Genomic DNA, 18,507 nt, shown 5'->3' with positions numbered 1-18,507 from the left:
TTTCGAGCATTATCCTCAACTGGTCTGCCAAGGGTAACGCTCAATTGGTCGTAGTTGCTTCGCGTGGGGCCTGATAGAAGAACGCGGCGTTCAACAACTCCTGGGTATAGCGCTGCCTGGGCGCCCTGAAGATGTCGACGGCATCTCCGTATTCGACCACCTTGCCGTGTTGCAGCACCAGCAGTTTGTGGCTCAGTGCCCGCACGACTGCCAGATCGTGGCTGATAAAAATATAGCTTAGTCCATAACGGGTCTGGATATCCCGGAGCAATTCGATCACCTGCTTTTGAACGGTTCGGTCCAGGGCCGACGTCGGTTCGTCGAGGATTATGAGATCCGGCTGGAGCACCAGGGCGCGGGCGATCGCGATCCGCTGCCGTTGCCCCCCTGAAAATTCGTGGGGGTATCGGTGTCGGGCTTCCGGGTCCAGCCCGACATCGGCCAGGGCCCGGATCACTTTCTCGTCATGCTGCCCGGCGTTCGCCGAATCATGGATTTCCAGTCCCTCACGCACGATGTCGGCAATGGACATTCTGGGGCTAAGGCTGCCGAACGGATCCTGAAAGACAATCTGTATGCGGCGCCGGAAGGGCCGGAATTCCTTCTGGTTCAGGCCGGACAGTTCCTGGCCATCCAGCTGGAATTGTCCGGTGCTGGCGGTCAGTTTCAACAGGGCATGGCCGATGGTGGTTTTACCACTGCCGCTTTCGCCGACGATACCCAGGGTCTGACCTTTGTGGAGCTGGAACGCAGCGTCCTGGACGGCGTGAAATTCTTTCCGGATTTTTCCGAACAGGGATTTCTTGATCGGAAAGCGCACGTTCAGTCCATGCACGTTCAGGAGGTGATCCCGCCGGGGTTCGGATGCCAGCGGTGCCTCTGGCGGTTCGGCATCCAGAAGCTTTCGTGTATAGGGATGTTCCGGGTGCTCGAATAATCGCTCTGTGTCGGCCCGTTCAACGACGGAGCCGCGCTCCATGACCACAACATGGTCGGCATAGCGCCGAACGATACTGAGGTCGTGAGTAATGAGGAGAATCGCCATTCCCAGCTTTTCCTGAAGCCGGGTCAGCAGTTCCAGCACCTGTTTCTGAACGGTGACATCGAGCGCCGTGGTCGGTTCGTCCGCGATAAGCAGGTCTGGCTCGTTGGCCAGCGCCATGGCAATCATCACCCGCTGCTTCTGGCCACCGGATAACTGGTGGGGATAGCTGGTCAGGCGGGATTCGGGATTTGGAATACCGACCAGGTCGAGCAGTTCAATGGTGCGTTTGCGGGCCTGGCTTCCCCTAAGGCCCTTGTGCAGTGCGAGGGCTTCGCCAATCTGCTTTTCGACGCTATGGAGCGGATTCAGCGAGGTCATCGGTTCCTGGAAAATCATGCTGATTTCCCGTCCACGAATCTGCCGGAGCCTTTTGGGGGGCGCTTTCAACAGGTCCTCGCCGCGGAACCGGATCTGGCCCGTGGGGTAGCTGGCGTGGCGTTCGTCGAGCAGTCTGAGGACGGACAGGGCGGAGATGGATTTGCCGGAACCACTTTCACCCACCAGAGCGACGGTTTCGCCGGGCGCAACACGGAATGACAGTGACCGGACCACAGGGTCGGCACCGTCGAAGGCAATGGAGAGCTCGTCGATATCCAACAGGTTGCTCATATCAGCTCTTCCTTGGATCGAAAGCGTCTCTCACGGCTTCACCGGTAAACACCAGGAGGGTAAGCATGAGAGAGAGGGACACAAACGCGGAGATGCCCAGCCAGGGCGCCTGAAGATTGGCCTTGCCCTGGGCGATCAGTTCCCCAAGAGAGGGCGATCCGGGCGGCAGCCCGAAGCCCAGGAAATCGAGTGACGTCAGTCCGGTAATGGCGCCGGTCAGTATGAAGGGCAGGAAGGTGAGGGTGGCGACCATGGCGTTGGGCAGAATATGGCGGAACATGATTTTTCGGTTGTCCAGCCCGAGCGCCCGGGCGGCTTTGACGTATTCGAAGTTGCGGGCCCGGAGAAACTCCGCCCGAACCACATCGACCAGCCCCATCCAGCTGAACAGCAACATGATACCCAGCAACCACCAGAAGTTCGGTTCCACGATGCTGGAGAGGATAATCAGCAGGTAGAGTACCGGCAGTCCCGACCACACCTCGATGAATCGCTGGCCAAGCAGATCCACTTTGCCACCGTAGTAGCCCTGCAATGCGCCGGCGGCAACGCCAACGATGCAGCTGGCAAAGGTCAACGTCAGTCCGAAAATCACGGACAGCCGGAAGCCATAAATGACCCGGGCGGCGACGTCCCGGCCCTGATCATCGGTACCCAGCCAGTTGACGGCGCTCGGCGGCGCAGGCGAGGGAACGTCCAGGTCGTAATTGATGGTGTCGTAGCTGAAACGGATCGGCGGCCAGACCATCCAGCCATGGGCCTTGATCTCATTCTCTATGAAAGGATCCCGGTAATCCGCCTCGGTGGGCAGAAAGCCGCCGAAGGTTTCCTCCGATACGGTCTGAAACACCGGAAAATACAGCTGGTCTTTGTAAGACAGGACCAGGGGCTTGTCATTGGCAATCAGCTCGGCACAGAGTGACAGGCCAAACAGCACGAGAAAAATCCAGAGTGACCAGTAACCGCGCCGGTTATTCCTGAAATTCCGGAGCCGGCGTTGCTGAATCGGGCTGAGGGTCGCCATGGTCAGGCACCCTCCCGGCTTTCAAAATCGATACGCGGATCCACCAGCACGTAGGTGATGTCGCTCACCAGTTTAAGAATCAGGCCCATGAGCGTGAATATATACAGGGTTCCGAAGATCACGGGATAGTCCCGGTTCAGCGCCGCCTCGAACCCGAGCAGACCCAGACCATCCAGGGAAAAGATCACTTCGATCAGCAACGACCCGGTGAAAAACAGCGTGACCAGTACGCCCGGCATGCTGGCGATCACGATCAGCATGGCGTTGCGGAACACATGGCCGTACAACACGCGCTTGTCGTCGAGCCCCTTGGCTCTGGCGGTCACGACATATTGCTTGCTGATCTCGTCCAGGAAGGAATTCTTGGTCAACAGCGTCAGAGTGGCAAAGCCACCAATGACGTTCGCGGTCACGGGCAGGGCAATGTGCCAGAAGTAATCCAGGACCTTCTGGTACCAGTTCAGTTGGTCGAAGTTGTCCGACGTCAGCCCCCGCAGCGGAAACCAGTCGAAGTAAGTGCCACCGGCGAATAGAACAATGAGCAGGAATGCGAACAGGAATCCCGGTATGGCGTAACCGACCACAATGACGGAACTGGTCCACACATCGAAACGTGAGCCATCGTAGACCGCCTTGCGGACACCCAGCGGAATGGAGACCAGATAAATGATGAGGGTTGACCAGAGCCCCAGGGATATGGAAACCGGCATCTTGTCGAGAATCAGGTCGATGACGCTTTTCTCGCGGAAGAAGGAGTCACCAAAGTCGAACGTGGCGTAGTTCTCGAGCATCTGCAGGAAACGCTCCGGAGCCGGCTTGTCGAAGCCGTACATCACCCGGATTTCCTGCAGTAGCTCATCCGGGATGCCCCGGGACCCGCGGGTGTCCCCGCTGGCAGTGGCCACTTCGCCCCCGGAGCCGCCACCTGCGGCGCGGGCCAGGGCGTTGCCACCGTGGCCTTCCATCTCGGCGATCAGCTGTTCCACGGGCCCGCCAGGGGCGGCTTGCACAATGACAAAGTTCAACAGCATGATCCCGATCAGCGTCGGGATGATCAGTGCCAGCCGTCTGAGGATGTAGATGCCCATGTCGGAGAGGATTCCTTCTATGACTGCCTGGATCCAGCGGGCCGGTTAATCAGGGCTTTATCCACCAATTGTTGAGGTCGAAGCCGTTCTTGGGGGTCATCTTCGGGCGCTCGAGTTTGTTCCAGTACGCGACCCGGTCGCTGGTCAGGTGCCATTGGGGAATCACGTAGTAACCATGCAACAGAACCCGATCCAGGGCCCGGACCCGGTAGACCAGTTCCTCCCTGCTGGGTGCCTGGATAATCATGTCGACGAGCTTGTCGACCACCGGATCGTTTACGCCCATGTAGTTGCGTGAGCCGGTCACGTTCACATTGGAGGAATACCAGTATTCCCGCTGTTCGTTGCCCGGGGAATCGGATTCCGGGATGCTCTGGACAATCATGTCGAAGTCGAAGTTGCGGACCCGCTGGACATACTGGTTGCTGTCCACGACCCGCAGGCTCATATCAATGCCGAGCCGCGCCAGGTTCTTCTTGAACGGCAGCACGACCCTTTCGAAACTCTTCTGGAACAGGAGCATTTCGAACGCCAGTGGTTCTCCCGTTTCCTGGTTGATCATCTTGCCATCCTCGATGGCATAACCGGCGGAGCGCAGTAGTTCCAGGGCCTTCCGAAGGTTCTGTCTCAGCCCCTGTTGTCCGGCCGTCGACGGGGGCGTGTACTCCTGCGTGAAAACCTCCTCCGGCAACTGCTTGCGGAAGGGTTCCAGGATTTCCAGTTCCCGGCCCGTGGGCAGACCGCTCGATGCCAGGTCGCTGTTCTCGAAATAGCTGTCCGTCCGGGTGTACTGGCCGTAAAACAGGTTTTCGTTGGCCCACTCGAAGTCAAAGGCGTAGGCGAGGGCGCGACGAACGGTGGGATCACTGAACACCGCGCGACGGGTATTGAATGCGAAACCCTGCATTCCGGCGGGACGGTGGTGTTCGATGGATTCCTTGACGATCGAGCCATCGTCGAACTTCGGGCCGGTATAGGCGGTCGCCCAGTTCTTTGCGGAGGACTCCAGTCGGAAATCAAAGTTACCGGCCTTGAAGGCCTCGAGCGCTACGTTGTCGTCCGAGTAGTAGTCGTAACGGATGTGGTCGAAGTTGAAGCGCCCCTTCCGGACGCCCAGGTCTTTGGCCCAGTAGTCCTTGACGCGTTCATAGGTGATCGAACGGCCCGCTTCGAAGTCGGAGATGCGATAGGGACCGCTCCCGACGGGCGGCGTCAGGCCGTTTTTCCCGAACTCCCGGTCTTTCCAATAGTGCGCCGGCAGAATCGGCATCTGGCCGAGAATCAGGGGCAGTTCGCGGTTGGTGGTTTCCTTGAAGTCGAAGCGGATCCGCCTCGGACCCTCGACCACAACATCGGCGACATCCGCATAGTAGTTCCGGTAGAACGGATGGCCTTTGGTCACCAGGGTCTCGAAGGTGAATTTCACGTCCTCGGCGGTAATGGGCTGACCATCCTGGAATCGGGCCTCCTTACGCAGGTTGAACACCACATAACTGCGGTCCTCGGGCGTTTCCACGGATTCTGCGATCAGACCGTATTCGGAAAAGGGTTCGTCGGCGGAGGACTCCAGAAGCGTGTCGTACAGATAGGTGGTGATACCGGCAGCCGCAATCCCCTTGATGTCGAACGGGTTGAACGAATCATAGCCGTTGGCATACACGGACAGTTTCAGCGTGCCGCCTTTTGGGGCGTCGGGATTGACGTAGTCGAAGTGGGAAAAGCCCTTGGGGTACTTGGGCTCGCCGTGCATGGCGAGGCCGTGCTGCGGGGTAACGGCTTCAGTGCCCGTGGCTGCCTGCGTTGACGTGGTCACCAGTGCAAGTGTGCCCAGCAGGGCCGTGAAAAATAAGGCTTTCCGTGTTCTTGTCATAGGTTGTTTACGGACTGTTACGAATGTCCACGTAGAGTACCAGACTTTGCCCGGGTTGCAGATAACGGGAGGTATTAAGGTCGTTCCAGCTTGCGATGTCGCGCACGTTTACGGAAAAGCGACTGGCAATGGCAGACAGGGAGTCGCCTTTACGAACACGATATCCGACCTTTCGTACCATTGATTTTCCGCGCGCCGAATTGGACGCCACGAGGGTCGATGGCTGGGCGGTTTTTGACCAGATCACCAGTTTTTTCCCTGGTATCAACGGATCCCCCGGCGCCATTCCGTTCCATGCTGCGACTTCGCGTACCGATACCCGGTGCTCCCGGGCGATATCCCAGAAGGTATCCCCCGGCCGGACGGTGTAACGAACCTTGTTCCCTGAACGCTTGCGATCCTGTTTGCGCTCCAGCCGCTGGGCAGCGCTGAGCGCATAGGCATCCGATCCCTTTGTGGCCGAGGGGATCAGCAGCCGCTGGCCGATTCGGATCAGATCGGAATTCAGTTTATTGACCTGCTGGATCACGCTCGGCGTGGTGTTGAACTTACGCGCAATGGTGATCAGGCTGTCGCCCGACTGCACATTGTAGTTTTTCCAGGAGACTCTTTTGCTGATCGGGAAGTTCGCCAGTGCCTGGCGGAAGGTCTCGGCATTTTCGCGGGGAACGAGCAGACGGTGCGGTCCGTCCGGGTTGGTTGCCCAGCGGTTATAGGACGGGTTGAGGAGATAGACCTCCTCGATGTCCACGTTGGCCAGCTTGGCCGCCTGCGCCAGGTCCAGCTGCGATCCGGTTTTGACCACCTCGAAATAGGGTTCGTCCTTGACCGGTGGAAGGGTGATTCCATAGGCCGCCGGATCGTCGAAAATCTTGGCGAGGGCGATCAGCTTGGGTACGTAATGGCGGGTCTCCCTGGGCAGCGACAACGACCAGAAGTCGGTGGGCCGGTTGGCCTTTTTATTCCGGCGGATCGCGCTGGATACGGTGCCGCCGCCACTGTTGTAGGCAGCCAGCGCCAGGGTGTAATTGCCGTCAAACCGTTCGGAGAGTCGCTCAAGGTAGGTCAGCGCGGCATCTGTCGCAGAAATGATGTCACGGCGATCATCATGCCACCAGCTCTGGGTCAGGCCGAAGTATTTGCCGGTGGATGGAATGAACTGCCAGAGACCAGCTGCTCTCCCATGGGAATAGGCAAAGGGATCGAACGCACTTTCTACAACCGGCAGGAGTGCAAATTCGGCGGGCAACCCGCGTTTGTCGGTTTCTGACAGGATGTAGTAGAGGTAACGACTGCCGCGGTCGACCACCCGATTGATGTAGCCCGGGTGACTGGAATACCAACGTAGCTGGTCTTCCACCCGCTTGTTGTCGACATCGTGATTGAGCGCAAACCCTTTACGGAGATGACTCCAGAGGTCGTGGGTCTGTTCAGTTTTTGTCGGCTTCTGGACTTCAGGCTGGTCGAGCTTTTCCCGCGCTTCCCGGGCAGCGGCCTGGAGTTCGGGGGAGATCGCGTCGTCGAGCGGGCTGTCGGCGCTGCTGTCTTCGCCATCTTCGTTCTGCACGGCCTCCTTGAGGTCCTCGTCTCCCGTGGCGACGGTGACCTGCTCGGAGTCAAGCGGATCCTGGGACGTTGTAAGGAGATTGCTGCAACCGGCAGTCAATGTACTGGCAATCAGGAAGATGGAGACTCGGTTGACCAACATAATGAACGTCCGGCGCAGTGCATCATGGCCGGATTGAAAATCCGGCCGTTTTAAAGGGTTAGCGTCACAAGGTTGCAACGATTCTATGAGACCCCTGTTCGGAGGGTCAAGAAACGGCTCGTTACGGTGACGAAAGGGAATGTTACGGGATCAGAAATGATCCTTGCCATGGCGGATCGCCGCGAATATCGCGTTGTCCGAGTCAGCGGCCAGTCCGTGCCTGGCACAGTAGGTTCGCGCGACGTCGACAACGGCCGGGTCATCCCAGCGGAGAAACGGATTCAGGCGCTTCTCCTTGCCGAGCTCAGAAGGAACAGTAGGTCGGCCCTCGTCGCGAGCCTGGAGGCATTCCTTCTCGAAATCTGCGAGGGCGGCGTCGTCAGGCAGCCAGCTCCGGGCGAATTTCAGGTTTGCCAGCGTATATTCATGGGCACAGTAAACCGCTGTTTTTTCGGGCAATGAGCGCAGTGTCTGGAGGGACTGACGCATCTGCCCCGGCGACCCCTCAAACAGGCGACCGCAACCACAGACGAACAGGGTATCGCCGCAGAAGAGCACCGGCCGCCCCGCAACGTTGGTATCGCTGAAGTAGGCGATGTGGTCGAGAGTGTGCCCCGGAACCCCGAGCACCTGGAAGGTCAGTCCCTCCCAGACGACTTCATCTCCGGGGTGTACCTGACTGGTGCTGTTCTTGAACGGTGACTCGGCCGGTCCGACGACGCGGCAGTCCGGATGGGCCTTTACAAGATCGGCGATACCGCCCACATGATCAGGGTGGTGGTGCGTCACCAGGATGGTATCCAGGACGAGGTTATTTTGCGCCAGGTGTGAGTCGACCGGTGCTGACTGGCCCGGATCAACCACAAGGGCCCGACCGGTGTCAGTGTCTGCAAGACACCATATATAGTTGTCACTGAAAGCCGGAATCGCGGTGATCGTCAGCATAAAACCCCACATGTGTTAGCAATATCTGACTGCTATCATAGAGCATTAAACGAAGGCTCCCAACCGTACCAACCGTTAGGGACCGTCCGTCTCTGAAAGAGGGCACGCTTTGATCCACTCGGGCACTGTTGACTACCGGGAACGTCACGAGAACTTCGAGCGGTGGTTCCAGACCCCGCTGGGGAGAGCATTGCTGGCGGATCAGCGGCGCTTCTGTGACTATGAACTCGGCGGTTCTTCCGGTGCCCGCCAACTGCACCTTGCCGTAAGTCACCGTTTGCCGCTGGCGACTGGTACCGATTTCGTGCAGAAGATCGTGACTACTCCGCGCTGGTCGCCCCAGACCCCCGATGGGGTGGTCGTGTGTGATGCTGACGAGTTGCCGTTTCCATCGGATTCCATGGATCTGGTCATCCTTCACCACGCGGCGGATTTTTCCCCGTACCCGCACCAGGTCCTGCGCGAGGCAGCCCGGGTCCTCCGGGGCGAGGGAACCATGCTGCTGATTGGCTTCAACCCCGTCAGCCTGTGGGGCGTTCGCAAGCTGGTATCCCGACAGCATCTGGGCCCCTGGGGCGGTCGGTTTCTGTTGCGGGGACGCATGGAGGACTGGCTGCACCTTCTCGGTTTTGCCGTTCAGGGTTCTGTTACCCGTTTCCTGCGCCTGCCGATCCAGCGAAGCGGGCGCCGGCCCTTCCGGAAGATGGACGCCCGGCTTTCGGGAAATCGGTTCCTGCCAGTCGGAGCCTATTACTGTATCCTTGCGAAAAAGCGGGTCTACGGGCGGCTTCCCCGCAAGCCGGTATGGCGGAAGAGTTCGGTCATTTCGCTGCCAGGCACGGGAACCGTGGGTGCCTCCCGCGGCTATCAACAGGAGGGGATGCCGCTCGGTATCCCCAAAGATCAGGAGTAGGAATGTCTGGAAAGGTAATTCTGTATACCGACGGTGCCTGCAAGGGCAACCCGGGGCCGGGGGGCTGGGGCGTCGTTTTGCGTTACGGTGATGCGGTCAAGACCCTGTACGGTGGGGAATTGCAGACCACCAATAACCGTATGGAGTTGATGGCGGCGATACGTGGGCTGAAAGCGCTCAAACGGTCCTGTACGGTCGACCTCTATACAGATTCCCAGTATGTTCGCAAGGGTATCACGGAGTGGTTGTCGGGCTGGAAACGCAACGGCTGGAAAACGGCCGCCAAAAAGCCGGTCAAGAACGACGACCTCTGGCGCGAGCTGGATTCGGAAACCGCCCGGCATACCGTAAAATGGCACTGGGTGAAGGGGCACGCGGGCATTCCCGATAACGAACTGGCGGATGAGCTTGCCAATCGTGGCGTTGACGAGCTTTCCGAAGCCTGACTGATTACCCTCCGGAAGGAAGAGCATGAGACAGATTGTACTGGATACGGAAACCACGGGCATTGATCCCAACGATGGTCACCGGATTATTGAAATCGGCTGTGTCGAGGTGGTTGAGCGGGAGCTGACAGGGCGTAACTACCACGTTTACATCAATCCCGAGCGGGAAGTTGAAGCAGAAGCCATCACGGTTCACGGCATCACCAACGAGTTTCTGGCCGACAAACCCGTGTTTGCCGACATCGCCGATGAGTTTTTCGAGTTCATCAAGGGCGCCGAGCTGGTGATTCACAACGCCGCGTTCGATATCGGCTTCATGGACGCGGAGTTCGCCCGCCTCAAGCCGGTTCGCAAGACCGCGGATCATTGCGGAGTGGTCGATTCCCTCGCCATCGCCCGGGCCAAGCATCCCGGACAGAAGAACAGCCTGGATGCGCTTTGCAAACGCTACGGTGTTGATAACAGCAATCGTGAGCTTCACGGCGCACTGCTGGATGCCGAGATCCTGGCGGATGTGTATCTGCTGATGACCGGCGGTCAGACCGCGCTTTCGCTCGACTCCGGCTCGTCCGACGGTGGCACCGCCGGCGGCATTCGCCGGCTGCCAGCGGAGCGGCCCCGACTCTCCGTGGTGGCGGCTTCCGAAGACGAGGCCGCGGCCCATGACGAGTTCCTGTCGATGCTCGATAAGCAGTCCGGGCAAAGCCTGTGGCGCAAACTGCAGAGCCCGGAATGAGAACTGGGTCAGCCTGTACCAAATGTTACATTCTGCCTTTCTTGAGCAACTTGAGTTTTGTGTTATAAGTAATGATAAGTTCGCGCTTTTTTTGTGAACTTGATACAGGCAGGCGAGGACGCCAGCCGATAACAAAAAGTCCGGTGCCGACGCGCCCGGTCAAGTCTCAGGCTAGGAATGCGGTAGTCTCCGCGAATTAAACAGGAAGCGTTTATGGTGCAATCGTCTCTGGCGACGAAATCGCAGTCGTTTGATCTGGTCAAGGGTGAAATTGAACAGACCATCAAACAGGCAGAATCCAGCCTTGAGCGCTTTCAGGAAAATCGCGAGAGTGGCGAAGACCTTCAGAACTGTGTTGATTATCTGAACCAGTTGCGGGGCATCTTCATTCTGGTCGAGCTTCGTGGCGGCATCCTGCTTTGCCAGGAAGCCGTCGCCATGGCCAACGACGTTCCGGTCGGTGCCAACGACGACAAGAATGTTCTGCTGACGACCCTTAACAGCGCTCTGTTTATCCTGCGCCGTTACGTCGAGTACTACCATCGGGAACGGGAAGATCACCCGGAACTCCTGCTGCCGGTGATCAATGATCTCCGCGAGGCCCGACGAGAAAAACCCTATCCCGAATCCTGCTTCTTCGAAATTGATGTCAAGGAACGGCCGGATTTCTGTTCCGGCATTCGCCTGCCCGAGTTCGAAGGCACTGACGAAGATTACGAGATCCTGGCCCGGAGGATGCGGCTGACCTTCCAGGTTGCTTTGTTGGGGGTTCTCAAGGACCGTAACGATGTCGTGAACAAGCGATTGCTCGGGCGTTCGGCCCGCGGGCTCGCGCGGCTCTGCCAGGGCGCACCGATGGGGCAGATGTGGTGCCTGCTGGCGACAGTGGCGGATACCATGCTGGATCGCGCCATGGTGTTCAACAAGGCCCGCAAGCGGATGCTGATGCGTATTGAACGGTACGCCCGCGAAGTGGTGTATGTCGGCAAGGTCGCCACCGCCAAAGACGCCCCGGATTCTCTGATACGGGATCTCGTTTACCTGCTGTATCGCAGCGGTTCGGGTAACCCGGAGGTGACCAACGTACTATCCGCATTCAAGTTAACGCCGGCCGAGTTTCCGGACTCGATGCTTGAAGCGCACGCCCGCCGACTCTATGGTCCCGGAAGTGACGTTCTCAAATCCCTCTCGGACGCCTTGCAGGATGAACTCAACCAGCTGAAGGACAAGCTCGACATCATTGAGCGCGGCATTGAGCCGGACCTGGCGGAATTGTCGTCGATTGCCGATGCACTTGAACGCCTGGCCAGTATCCTGGTCATGCTGGATCTCCAGAAGCTGGCGTCCATCTCCCGCGAGGAGGCCGGCAGACTGCGTGACTGGGAAAAGGACAACCGCCTCCCTGAGGATGAAGAGCTGTATCGCCTGGCCGATTCCGTGCTCGGTGTCGAAGACGCGGTCATGCAGATCGTGACCCGGGGTATCACCTCCGAGACCGACGCGCTGGCAGGAAGCCAGCGTCGCCGAGAAGAATCAGTGTATCTCCGCGAAGCATTGTTCGTGGTGGCGGATGAAGCCCGCAGTGCCCTGACGCTCGCGAAGCGGGCAATTACCGCGTTTATCGAATCCGATTACGACAAGCTGCACCTGGCCAACCTCCCGGTCACGCTCCACAGCATCTGGGGTGGGTTGCAGATGGTGGACGATCCGGGTGCGGCAGACGTGTTGGCGCGTGTGGCAGCCTCCATCCAGGAACGGCTGCTGGATGCCCGGGAGGCACCCTCGAATCAGGTGCTTGAGGCCCTGGCGGATGCGCTGACGTCACTTGAGTATTACATCGAGAGCATCGGCAACCGCGAAGACCGGAATCCGGATCTGCTGAAGCTGGCCGAGTCCTCGCTGGACGACGTCGGGTTGTAACGTCATGTCTTATGATCTCGCCGCCATCGTACTGATCGTCATTGGTGCGGTCCTGGTGATTGCGAGCCTGATCTTCTTTCTGCGTCCGCGCTGGCTGCTTGGCTGGCTCAAGGGAATGGCCGTCTTTGGCGCCCTGGTTCTGGGCATCTACACACTGTCTATTGCGGTGAGTCTCACCGGTTACCAGTCGCTTGAGGGGATGCAGACGGTGGCGTCCATCTCCACCACCCGGCAGGGCGAACAACTCTGGCGGGTGACCGTCGAGCGGAAAAACGAGGCGCCGATCACCGAGGCGGTCCATGGTGACCAGTGGCAGATGGATGCTCGTATCCTTCGATTCTCCGGCCCCATTCGATGGCTAGGTATTGCGCCCGGATATCGCCTGGAAAGACTGAGCGGCCGTTACACGTCTCTGGAGCAGGAGCGAACCGAGCCCCGAACCGTCATCGGGTTGAGTGGGGGGCGATGGCCGGACCTCTGGGCACTGGATCGCCAGTTCAACCTGCCTTTTATCGAGGGGGTTTACGGTAATGCGACGTTCATGCCGATGCGCGACGGCGCGATCTTTGACGTCAGGCTGTCTTCATCGGGACTTGTTGCCGTGCCGGTGAATGAGCAAGCCAGGGAAGCCGTCGAACAGTGGGGTGGGCAATAGGCCGGGTCACAGACACAAAAAAACCTGCGCGAACGCAGGTTTTTTTCGGAACGCCGTTTACCGGGCTCAGCCCATGTTGAACAGCTCGCCCAGCTTGGTTGCGAGCATCATGTCGCCTTCCGCGCGGAGCTGACCGGCCATAAAGGCCTGCATGCCATCGGTCTCACCGGAAACGATGCCCTGAAGGGTATCGGAGTTCATGATCAGAGTGACGGACGGATCGTCGTTGGCACCTTCGTGCAGCTTGCAGGAACCGTCGTTGATCACCAGGTGATAGGTGTTATCGTCTTCGATGTCGAACTGGAACACCAGGTCAAGGCCTTGAGCCGCGTCTGCGTTGAAATTCTGTTCGAGTTTTTCAAATACCTGAGCTACAGACATTGGTTTACCCTTTTCGATGGTTGTCTTGTCATGGCGACGGCTTGAGTTCCCTGGCTTGGTAGTGAGCCTGTACGAACGCCTGGGCAGAGCCGACCTCGCTATCCGACTTTATGGTTAGTACCTGTAGCTGTCAAGCTCGATCGAACGCTTGTTTAAATTTTTTTGCTCTGCTTATCAGTGCGAATTCGGTAAGTTACACTCTCGACTTCGCATCAACACCTGGAGAAACAATTTTGGAATTCCTGACTGAGTATGGGCTTTTCCTGGCCAAGGTGGTCACCTTTGTCGTAGCCGCCATCGTGATTATCAGTATCATTGTCTCGTCAGCCCAGAAGGATAAGGACGATCACGAGGGAGAGGGCGAACTCAGGATCCGGAAGCTGAACGAGAAATACCGCAGGCTCAAGGAATCCATTCAGGCCCGGTTGATGAGCGAGCAGGAACGTAAGGCATTCCTCAAATCGCAAAAGAAACAGAAAAAGTCCGAGAAAAAGGCGGAAAAGGCCAGGCAAAAAGATCAGTCAGAGGCAGAGCCAACCACAGCAAGAGTGTACGTGCTCGATTTTGACGGCGATATCAAGGCGAGCGATACCGACCAGCTCCGGCGGTCGATTACGGCAGTGCTGAGTGTGGCCGACCCGGAGCGGGATGAAGTGGTCATCCGACTGGAAAGTGGCGGTGGACTGGTTCATTCCTATGGTCTGGCCGCTGCCCAACTGGACCGAATCCGGAGCAAGGGAATTCGCTTGACCGCCTGTGTTGACAAGGTGGCCGCCAGTGGCGGGTATATGATGGCGTGTGTCGCTGACCGGATTGTGGCCTCACCGTTCGCCATTCTTGGTTCGATCGGTGTCGTGGCCCAGCTTCCGAACTTCCACCGGTTCCTGAAAAAGAACGATGTGGATTTTGAGGTGCTCACAGCCGGAGAACACAAGCGTACCCTGACCGTGTTCGGCGAAAACACAGAGAAGGGCCGGCAGAAATTCCTCGAAGATCTGGAGGACACCCACGGCCTGTTCAAGGAATACGTCAGTGAGCGTCGTCCGAGCGTCGATATGGGCGAAGTAGCGAACGGCGATATCTGGTTCGGCCGCCGTGCGCTCGACGTAAATCTGATCGACGAAATCAAGACCTCCGACGAATATCTGATTGATGCCTGTGACCGGGCCGACGTAGTGTCGGTGAAATTCCAGCGCAAACGCAGTCTCCCGGAAAAACTGGGGCTGGCGACCAGCGTCGCTCTGGAAAACACCGTTTGGCGCGTCTTGAGCGCCTTTCGTAATCAGAAAATCCAGTAGCTGATTGATACGGGGCACAATGATGACAACCAATACCGAGTTCCAGGCCTGGCGCGTGGAAGAGAAGGACGGAGAGTACGTAGGACAGGAGCAGACACTGAACGTGTCGGACCTTCCCGAAGGTGAAGTGCTGATCCGGGTGAATCATTCATCCCTGAACTACAAGGATGCGTTGTCGGCGTCCGGAAACAAGGGGGTGACTCGTTCCTATCCTCACACGCCGGGAATTGATGCAGCCGGTGAGGTTGTGGAGTCGGCAACCGGGGATCCCGCAGTGGGCAGTCAGGTGATTGTGACCGGTTATGACCTCGGCATGAATACCGATGGCGGCTTTGGAGAGTATATTCGCGTACCAGCCGCATGGTGCGTCCCCATGCCGGATGGTTGGGATACCCGAACCGCAATGATCTACGGCACTGCGGGTCTCACCGCCGGATTGTGTGTTCAGAAGCTGCTGCAAATGGGGGCGCGTCCGGAGCAGGGAGACGTGGCGGTCAGCGGTGCCAGCGGTGCCGTAGGCAGTGTGGCGGTGGAGCTGCTTTCCAAACTCGGGTTCAACGTGGTGGCGATCAGCGGGAAGGCGGATCATGCCGAAGCTCTCAAGGACCTGGGCGCGAAGGATGTGCGGGGCCGGGAGGTTCTGGAGGAGCAGAAAAAGCCGCTGCTCAAACCGATATTCGCCAATGCCGTCGATACCGTCGGAGGTGCTCCGCTGGCAGAACTGCTGAAGCAGGTGCAGCCAGGTGGGTCAGTGTCCATTTGCGGACTGGTTGCCGGGCCTCAACTGCCGACGACGGTGCTGCCGTTCATTCTGCGGGGCGTCAACCTGCTGGGTGTGGATTCGGTGGAAATCCCGCTCTCCGAGAAACAGTCAGTGTGGCAGAAGTTCTCCGGCGACTGGGCCTGCCCGAAAGCTGAAGCGTCGGCCAGGGACATCGGGCGTGCGGAGCTTGATGACGCGCTGAAGGCGTTTCTCAAGGGCGCGTCTGCAGGGAAAATCGTTCTGGACCACGGCAAATAATCCGGGGTCTGGTTCGAGGATAGAAAAAAAGAGAGGCCATAGGGCCTCTCTTTTTTTACGTCTGTTGTCAGGAGGCGCGTCTGCGGAAGAGCGGAAGATCCGTGTCGGTAGCCGCCTGGTAGGACTGGCTGAAGAAGTTCAGGCAGTCCTGGCCTTTGGTCGCGTCTTTGTCCGGTCGCAGGGCATAGGCATCGAACCCGCAGCGCTTCATGAACTGCAGCTGATCCAGCAGAACGTCTCCGATGGCCCGCAACTCGTTGCGGTAGCCATAGCGTTCCCGAAGCAGTCGAGCAATGCTGTAGCCACGACCGTCACTGAATTTCGGAAAGTTGACGGCAACCACGGGCAGTTCATTCGCCCGCTCCCCGAGGTCTTCCGGCTCCTGGTGGCTGTCGAACCAGACGCCGATATCGTTTCGGCCGGCAAAGTGTTCGTGGCCCGCGAGCCACAGATCCACCGGTATCAGGCAGGGCTCGTTCGGGAGGTCCAGGGATTCGCCATCTTCCGGTCGGGCGACGACGGTCCAGTTGTCCTGCCGGATGGTGCCGTCGGCTGAAATTACGTTAGGCATAAACCCGCTCCTTGAATGGATCCATTCCAATTCGCTGATAGGTGTCCAGGAAGGTTTCTTCCTCCGTGCGCTTTTCGACGTAGACGTCGATAAGCCGCGCGATTACATCCGGCATAGCCTCCCGGGCGAAAGAAGGGCCCAGGATTTTTCCGATTGTCGCGTTGTGATGGGAGTCGCCGCCCAGACTGATCTGATAGAACTCTTCACCTTTCTTGTCGACGCCCAGTACGCCGATGTTGCCCACATGGTGGTGGCCACAGGCATTCATGCACCCGGATATATTGAGGTCGATCTTGCCTAGGTCGTACAGGTAATCGAGATCGTCGAAGCGACGCTGGATGGCCTCGGCAACAGGAATCGATTTGGCGTTCGCCAGGGCGCAGTAATCGCCACCGGGGCAGCAGATAACATCGGTCAGGGTATTCAGGTTTGCCGTGGCAAAGCCCAGCGGGCGGAGTTTTTCCCACAACTCGAACAAACGGTCCTGACGGACATCGGCCAGTACCACGTTTTGCTCGTGGGTCGCACGGGCTTCGCCGAAACTGTACTCGTCTGCCAGATCGGCGATCTGTTCGAGCTGGCGATCGCTGACGTCGCCCGGAGGTACACCGGTTTTCTTGAGCGACAGCGTGACGATGGCGTAGCCCGGCTTCTTGTGCTGATCAACGTTGTGGGAGACCCACTGGTCGAAGTCACGGTTGGCGAACCGTTGTTCTGCGAGCTGATCCGAGGCATTTTCCAGCGCCTCATAGGCCGGCTCGGTAAAATACTGCTGAAAATGGGCGACCGCCTCCGGTGTCAGCCGGGTCGGCGAGTCCTTGATATGGGCCCATTCGGCTTCAACTTTTTCGGCAAACCCTTCAGGCGTCAGGGCCTTGACCAGAATCTTGATCCTCGCCTTGAACTTGTTGTCCCGGCGGCCATAGCGGTTATACACACGCAGGATGGCCTCCAGGTAGGTCAGAAGATCCAGCTCGGGAAGGAATTCCCGGATGACCGGCCCGACCATCGGGGTGCGGCCCAGTCCGCCGCCAACGTGAACCCTGAAACCCAGGTCTCCGGCCTCATTCCGGACCATCTGAAGGCCGATATCATGTACCTGGATGGCCGCACGATCGGTCTGTTCAGAGGCATTAACCGCAACCTTGAATTTCCGGGGCAGGAATGCGAACTCGGGATGGAAGGTCGACCACTGCCGGATGATCTCGCAGTAAGGACGGGGATCTGCGACTTCGTCATCCTGAACGCCGGAAAACGGATCCGTAGTGGTGTTGCGAATGCAGTTACCGCTGGTCTGGTTAGCGTGCATTTCCACGTCGGCCAGTTCCGCCAGAATATCCGGCACATCCTCGAGACGGGGCCAGTTCAACTGAATGTTGGTCCGGGTCGTGAAATGGGCGTAGCCCTTGTCGTAGTCCCGTGTGATCCGGGCCAGACGACGCAGCTGCTCGGAGCGCATCATCCCGTACGGGACACAGATTCGAAGCATGGGGGCCAGACGCTGGACGTACAGGCCGTTCTGCAAGCGCAGCGGGAGGAACTCGTCTTCCTCGAGCTCCCCGTTAAGGGCCCGGCGAGTCTGGTCGCGAAATTGCGCCACTCGCTCGTGAGCCAGCTGACGGTCGTGTTCGTCGTATACGTACATAGGTGGAACGTCCTGCCTTTTGCTTTCCTGCCCGCGCGTACCCGCCTGGACGGTGATACATAATCGGGTTGCTTATATCAGGAACGCAGGATATCACCGGCTTTTTATTTCCAAAATGATTATTTCAAAATATGTTTATCGATTGAGGTGATAAGCAGGGCGCCCCTCGTGCTGGACGGATGTCAATTTCATGCTTTACTGAAAGTGAGGCCGTCATTCCGGCCTCCGGCGTTTTGAAAACCCGAGCAGGGGAGAAGGAACGATGAAAAAAAGTGCGCACAATGACAGCCAGGCCGACGCGGTCGCGGCCGTGTTGCTGATCGTGTTGGCTGTAGCGTTTGCGGTCGTCTGGGTGTCCGGCCAGTAATCGGGATTCGGGCTAGTGTCCGGCCAGTACGGCCCGGACAATCAGGATCAGGACCAGAACAAATCCCGCTGTGAAGAACACCCCGCCGATGATGTAGGGCCAGGGGCTGTGACTCGAGAAATCTTCCTCACGGCGCCTGGAGGATTGCACACCCAGGGCGGCCGCAAGGACACTTTGTACGACCTTCAGAACACCCGGCGATCGGTTATCGCGCGCCTTTTCGCCGCGGTTACGGTTCGCCGGATCGCTCATGGTCGTCTACTCC

17 protein-coding genes are annotated in these 18,507 nt (G+C 58.4%); 7 read left to right on the top strand and 10 right to left on the bottom strand.

Annotation, left to right across the window (positions count from 1 at the left end):
* Positions 1-40 precede the first annotated feature (40 nt).
* The 6 genes from MLD04_RS10740 to gloB form a co-directional block, all read right to left on the bottom strand.
* The gene (locus MLD04_RS10740) at positions 41-1,654 is read right to left on the bottom strand and encodes an ABC transporter ATP-binding protein (protein ID WP_248158044.1); all 1,614 of its coding nucleotides are present in this window, start codon (positions 1,652-1,654) and stop codon (positions 41-43) included.
* Position 1,655: 1 nt separating this feature from the next.
* Complete coding sequence (locus MLD04_RS10735; protein WP_248158043.1) at positions 1,656-2,678, bottom strand: ABC transporter permease; 1,023 nt, start codon at positions 2,676-2,678, stop codon at positions 1,656-1,658.
* Positions 2,679-2,680: 2 nt separating this feature from the next.
* Positions 2,681-3,766 (bottom strand): microcin C ABC transporter permease YejB, encoded by a 1,086-nt coding sequence (locus tag MLD04_RS10730; protein ID WP_248158039.1) that lies wholly within the window; start codon positions 3,764-3,766, stop codon positions 2,681-2,683.
* A gap of 49 nt (positions 3,767-3,815) precedes the next feature.
* A complete protein-coding gene (locus MLD04_RS10725; RefSeq protein ID WP_248158037.1) occupies positions 3,816-5,636 on the bottom strand; it encodes an extracellular solute-binding protein in 1,821 nt (606 codons plus the stop codon).
* 7 nt (positions 5,637-5,643) lie between these two features.
* Complete coding sequence (locus MLD04_RS10720) at positions 5,644-7,344, bottom strand: lytic transglycosylase (protein WP_248158035.1); 1,701 nt, start codon at positions 7,342-7,344, stop codon at positions 5,644-5,646.
* A 150-nt stretch (positions 7,345-7,494) separates the two neighbouring features.
* Positions 7,495-8,289 carry a hydroxyacylglutathione hydrolase gene (gloB, locus tag MLD04_RS10715; RefSeq protein ID WP_248158033.1) on the bottom strand — a complete coding sequence of 265 codons (795 nt, stop codon included), beginning with the start codon at positions 8,287-8,289 and terminating at the stop codon, positions 7,495-7,497.
* Between the two features lie 109 nt (positions 8,290-8,398).
* Here gloB and MLD04_RS10710 point away from each other — a divergent pair, with 109 nt between their 5' ends.
* From MLD04_RS10710 to MLD04_RS10690, 5 genes are all read left to right on the top strand, one after another.
* Positions 8,399-9,202 carry a class I SAM-dependent methyltransferase gene (locus MLD04_RS10710; RefSeq protein ID WP_248158031.1) on the top strand — a complete coding sequence of 268 codons (804 nt, stop codon included), beginning with the start codon at positions 8,399-8,401 and terminating at the stop codon, positions 9,200-9,202.
* Positions 9,203-9,204: 2 nt separating this feature from the next.
* A complete protein-coding gene (rnhA, locus tag MLD04_RS10705; RefSeq protein WP_248158029.1) occupies positions 9,205-9,648 on the top strand; it encodes a ribonuclease HI in 444 nt (147 codons plus the stop codon).
* Between the two features lie 25 nt (positions 9,649-9,673).
* On the top strand, positions 9,674-10,384 hold the full coding sequence (gene dnaQ, locus MLD04_RS10700; protein WP_248158025.1) for a DNA polymerase III subunit epsilon: 711 nt from the start codon (positions 9,674-9,676) through the stop codon (positions 10,382-10,384).
* Between the two features lie 213 nt (positions 10,385-10,597).
* Positions 10,598-12,304 carry a FimL-related protein gene (locus MLD04_RS10695; RefSeq protein WP_248158024.1) on the top strand — a complete coding sequence of 569 codons (1,707 nt, stop codon included), beginning with the start codon at positions 10,598-10,600 and terminating at the stop codon, positions 12,302-12,304.
* Positions 12,305-12,308: 4 nt separating this feature from the next.
* Positions 12,309-12,959, top strand: coding sequence for a multidrug transporter (locus tag MLD04_RS10690; RefSeq protein ID WP_248158019.1), 651 nt, complete (start codon positions 12,309-12,311; stop codon positions 12,957-12,959).
* A gap of 66 nt (positions 12,960-13,025) precedes the next feature.
* On the opposite strand, the gene MLD04_RS10685 is transcribed toward MLD04_RS10690, so the two are convergent.
* Entirely contained in the window at positions 13,026-13,340 is a 315-nt protein-coding gene (locus MLD04_RS10685; protein WP_248158017.1) for an SCP2 sterol-binding domain-containing protein, read from the bottom strand.
* A 233-nt stretch (positions 13,341-13,573) separates the two neighbouring features.
* Here MLD04_RS10685 and sohB point away from each other — a divergent pair, with 233 nt between their 5' ends.
* Both sohB and MLD04_RS10675 read left to right on the top strand, forming a co-directional pair.
* Positions 13,574-14,638: a protease SohB gene (gene sohB, locus MLD04_RS10680; protein WP_248158015.1), complete on the top strand. Its 1,065-nt coding sequence runs from the start codon at positions 13,574-13,576 to the stop codon at positions 14,636-14,638.
* Between the two features lie 22 nt (positions 14,639-14,660).
* Positions 14,661-15,659: a YhdH/YhfP family quinone oxidoreductase gene (locus MLD04_RS10675; protein WP_248158277.1), complete on the top strand. Its 999-nt coding sequence runs from the start codon at positions 14,661-14,663 to the stop codon at positions 15,657-15,659.
* 67 nt (positions 15,660-15,726) lie between these two features.
* Here the strand turns inward: MLD04_RS10675 and MLD04_RS10670 are convergent, their stop codons facing one another.
* The 3 genes from MLD04_RS10670 to MLD04_RS10660 form a co-directional block, all read right to left on the bottom strand.
* Positions 15,727-16,230, bottom strand: a complete 504-nt coding sequence (locus MLD04_RS10670; protein WP_248158013.1) for a DUF934 domain-containing protein — start codon at positions 16,228-16,230, stop codon at positions 15,727-15,729.
* Positions 16,223-17,875, bottom strand: a complete 1,653-nt coding sequence (locus MLD04_RS10665) for a nitrite/sulfite reductase (protein WP_248158011.1) — start codon at positions 17,873-17,875, stop codon at positions 16,223-16,225. Before MLD04_RS10665 ends, MLD04_RS10670 begins: the two co-directional genes overlap by 8 nt.
* Before the next feature lie 379 nt (positions 17,876-18,254).
* Positions 18,255-18,494 carry a DUF2970 domain-containing protein gene (locus MLD04_RS10660; protein WP_248158009.1) on the bottom strand — a complete coding sequence of 80 codons (240 nt, stop codon included), beginning with the start codon at positions 18,492-18,494 and terminating at the stop codon, positions 18,255-18,257.
* Between the last annotated feature and the right edge of the window lie 13 nt (positions 18,495-18,507).

Origin of the sequence: Marinobacter koreensis (assembly GCF_023156285.1) — a bacterium.
In the GTDB taxonomy this organism is placed as follows: domain Bacteria; phylum Pseudomonadota; class Gammaproteobacteria; order Pseudomonadales; family Oleiphilaceae; genus Marinobacter; species Marinobacter koreensis.
The sequence above is the reverse complement of the archived record's forward strand: the minus strand, read 5'-3'. Positions and strand labels throughout refer to the sequence as shown.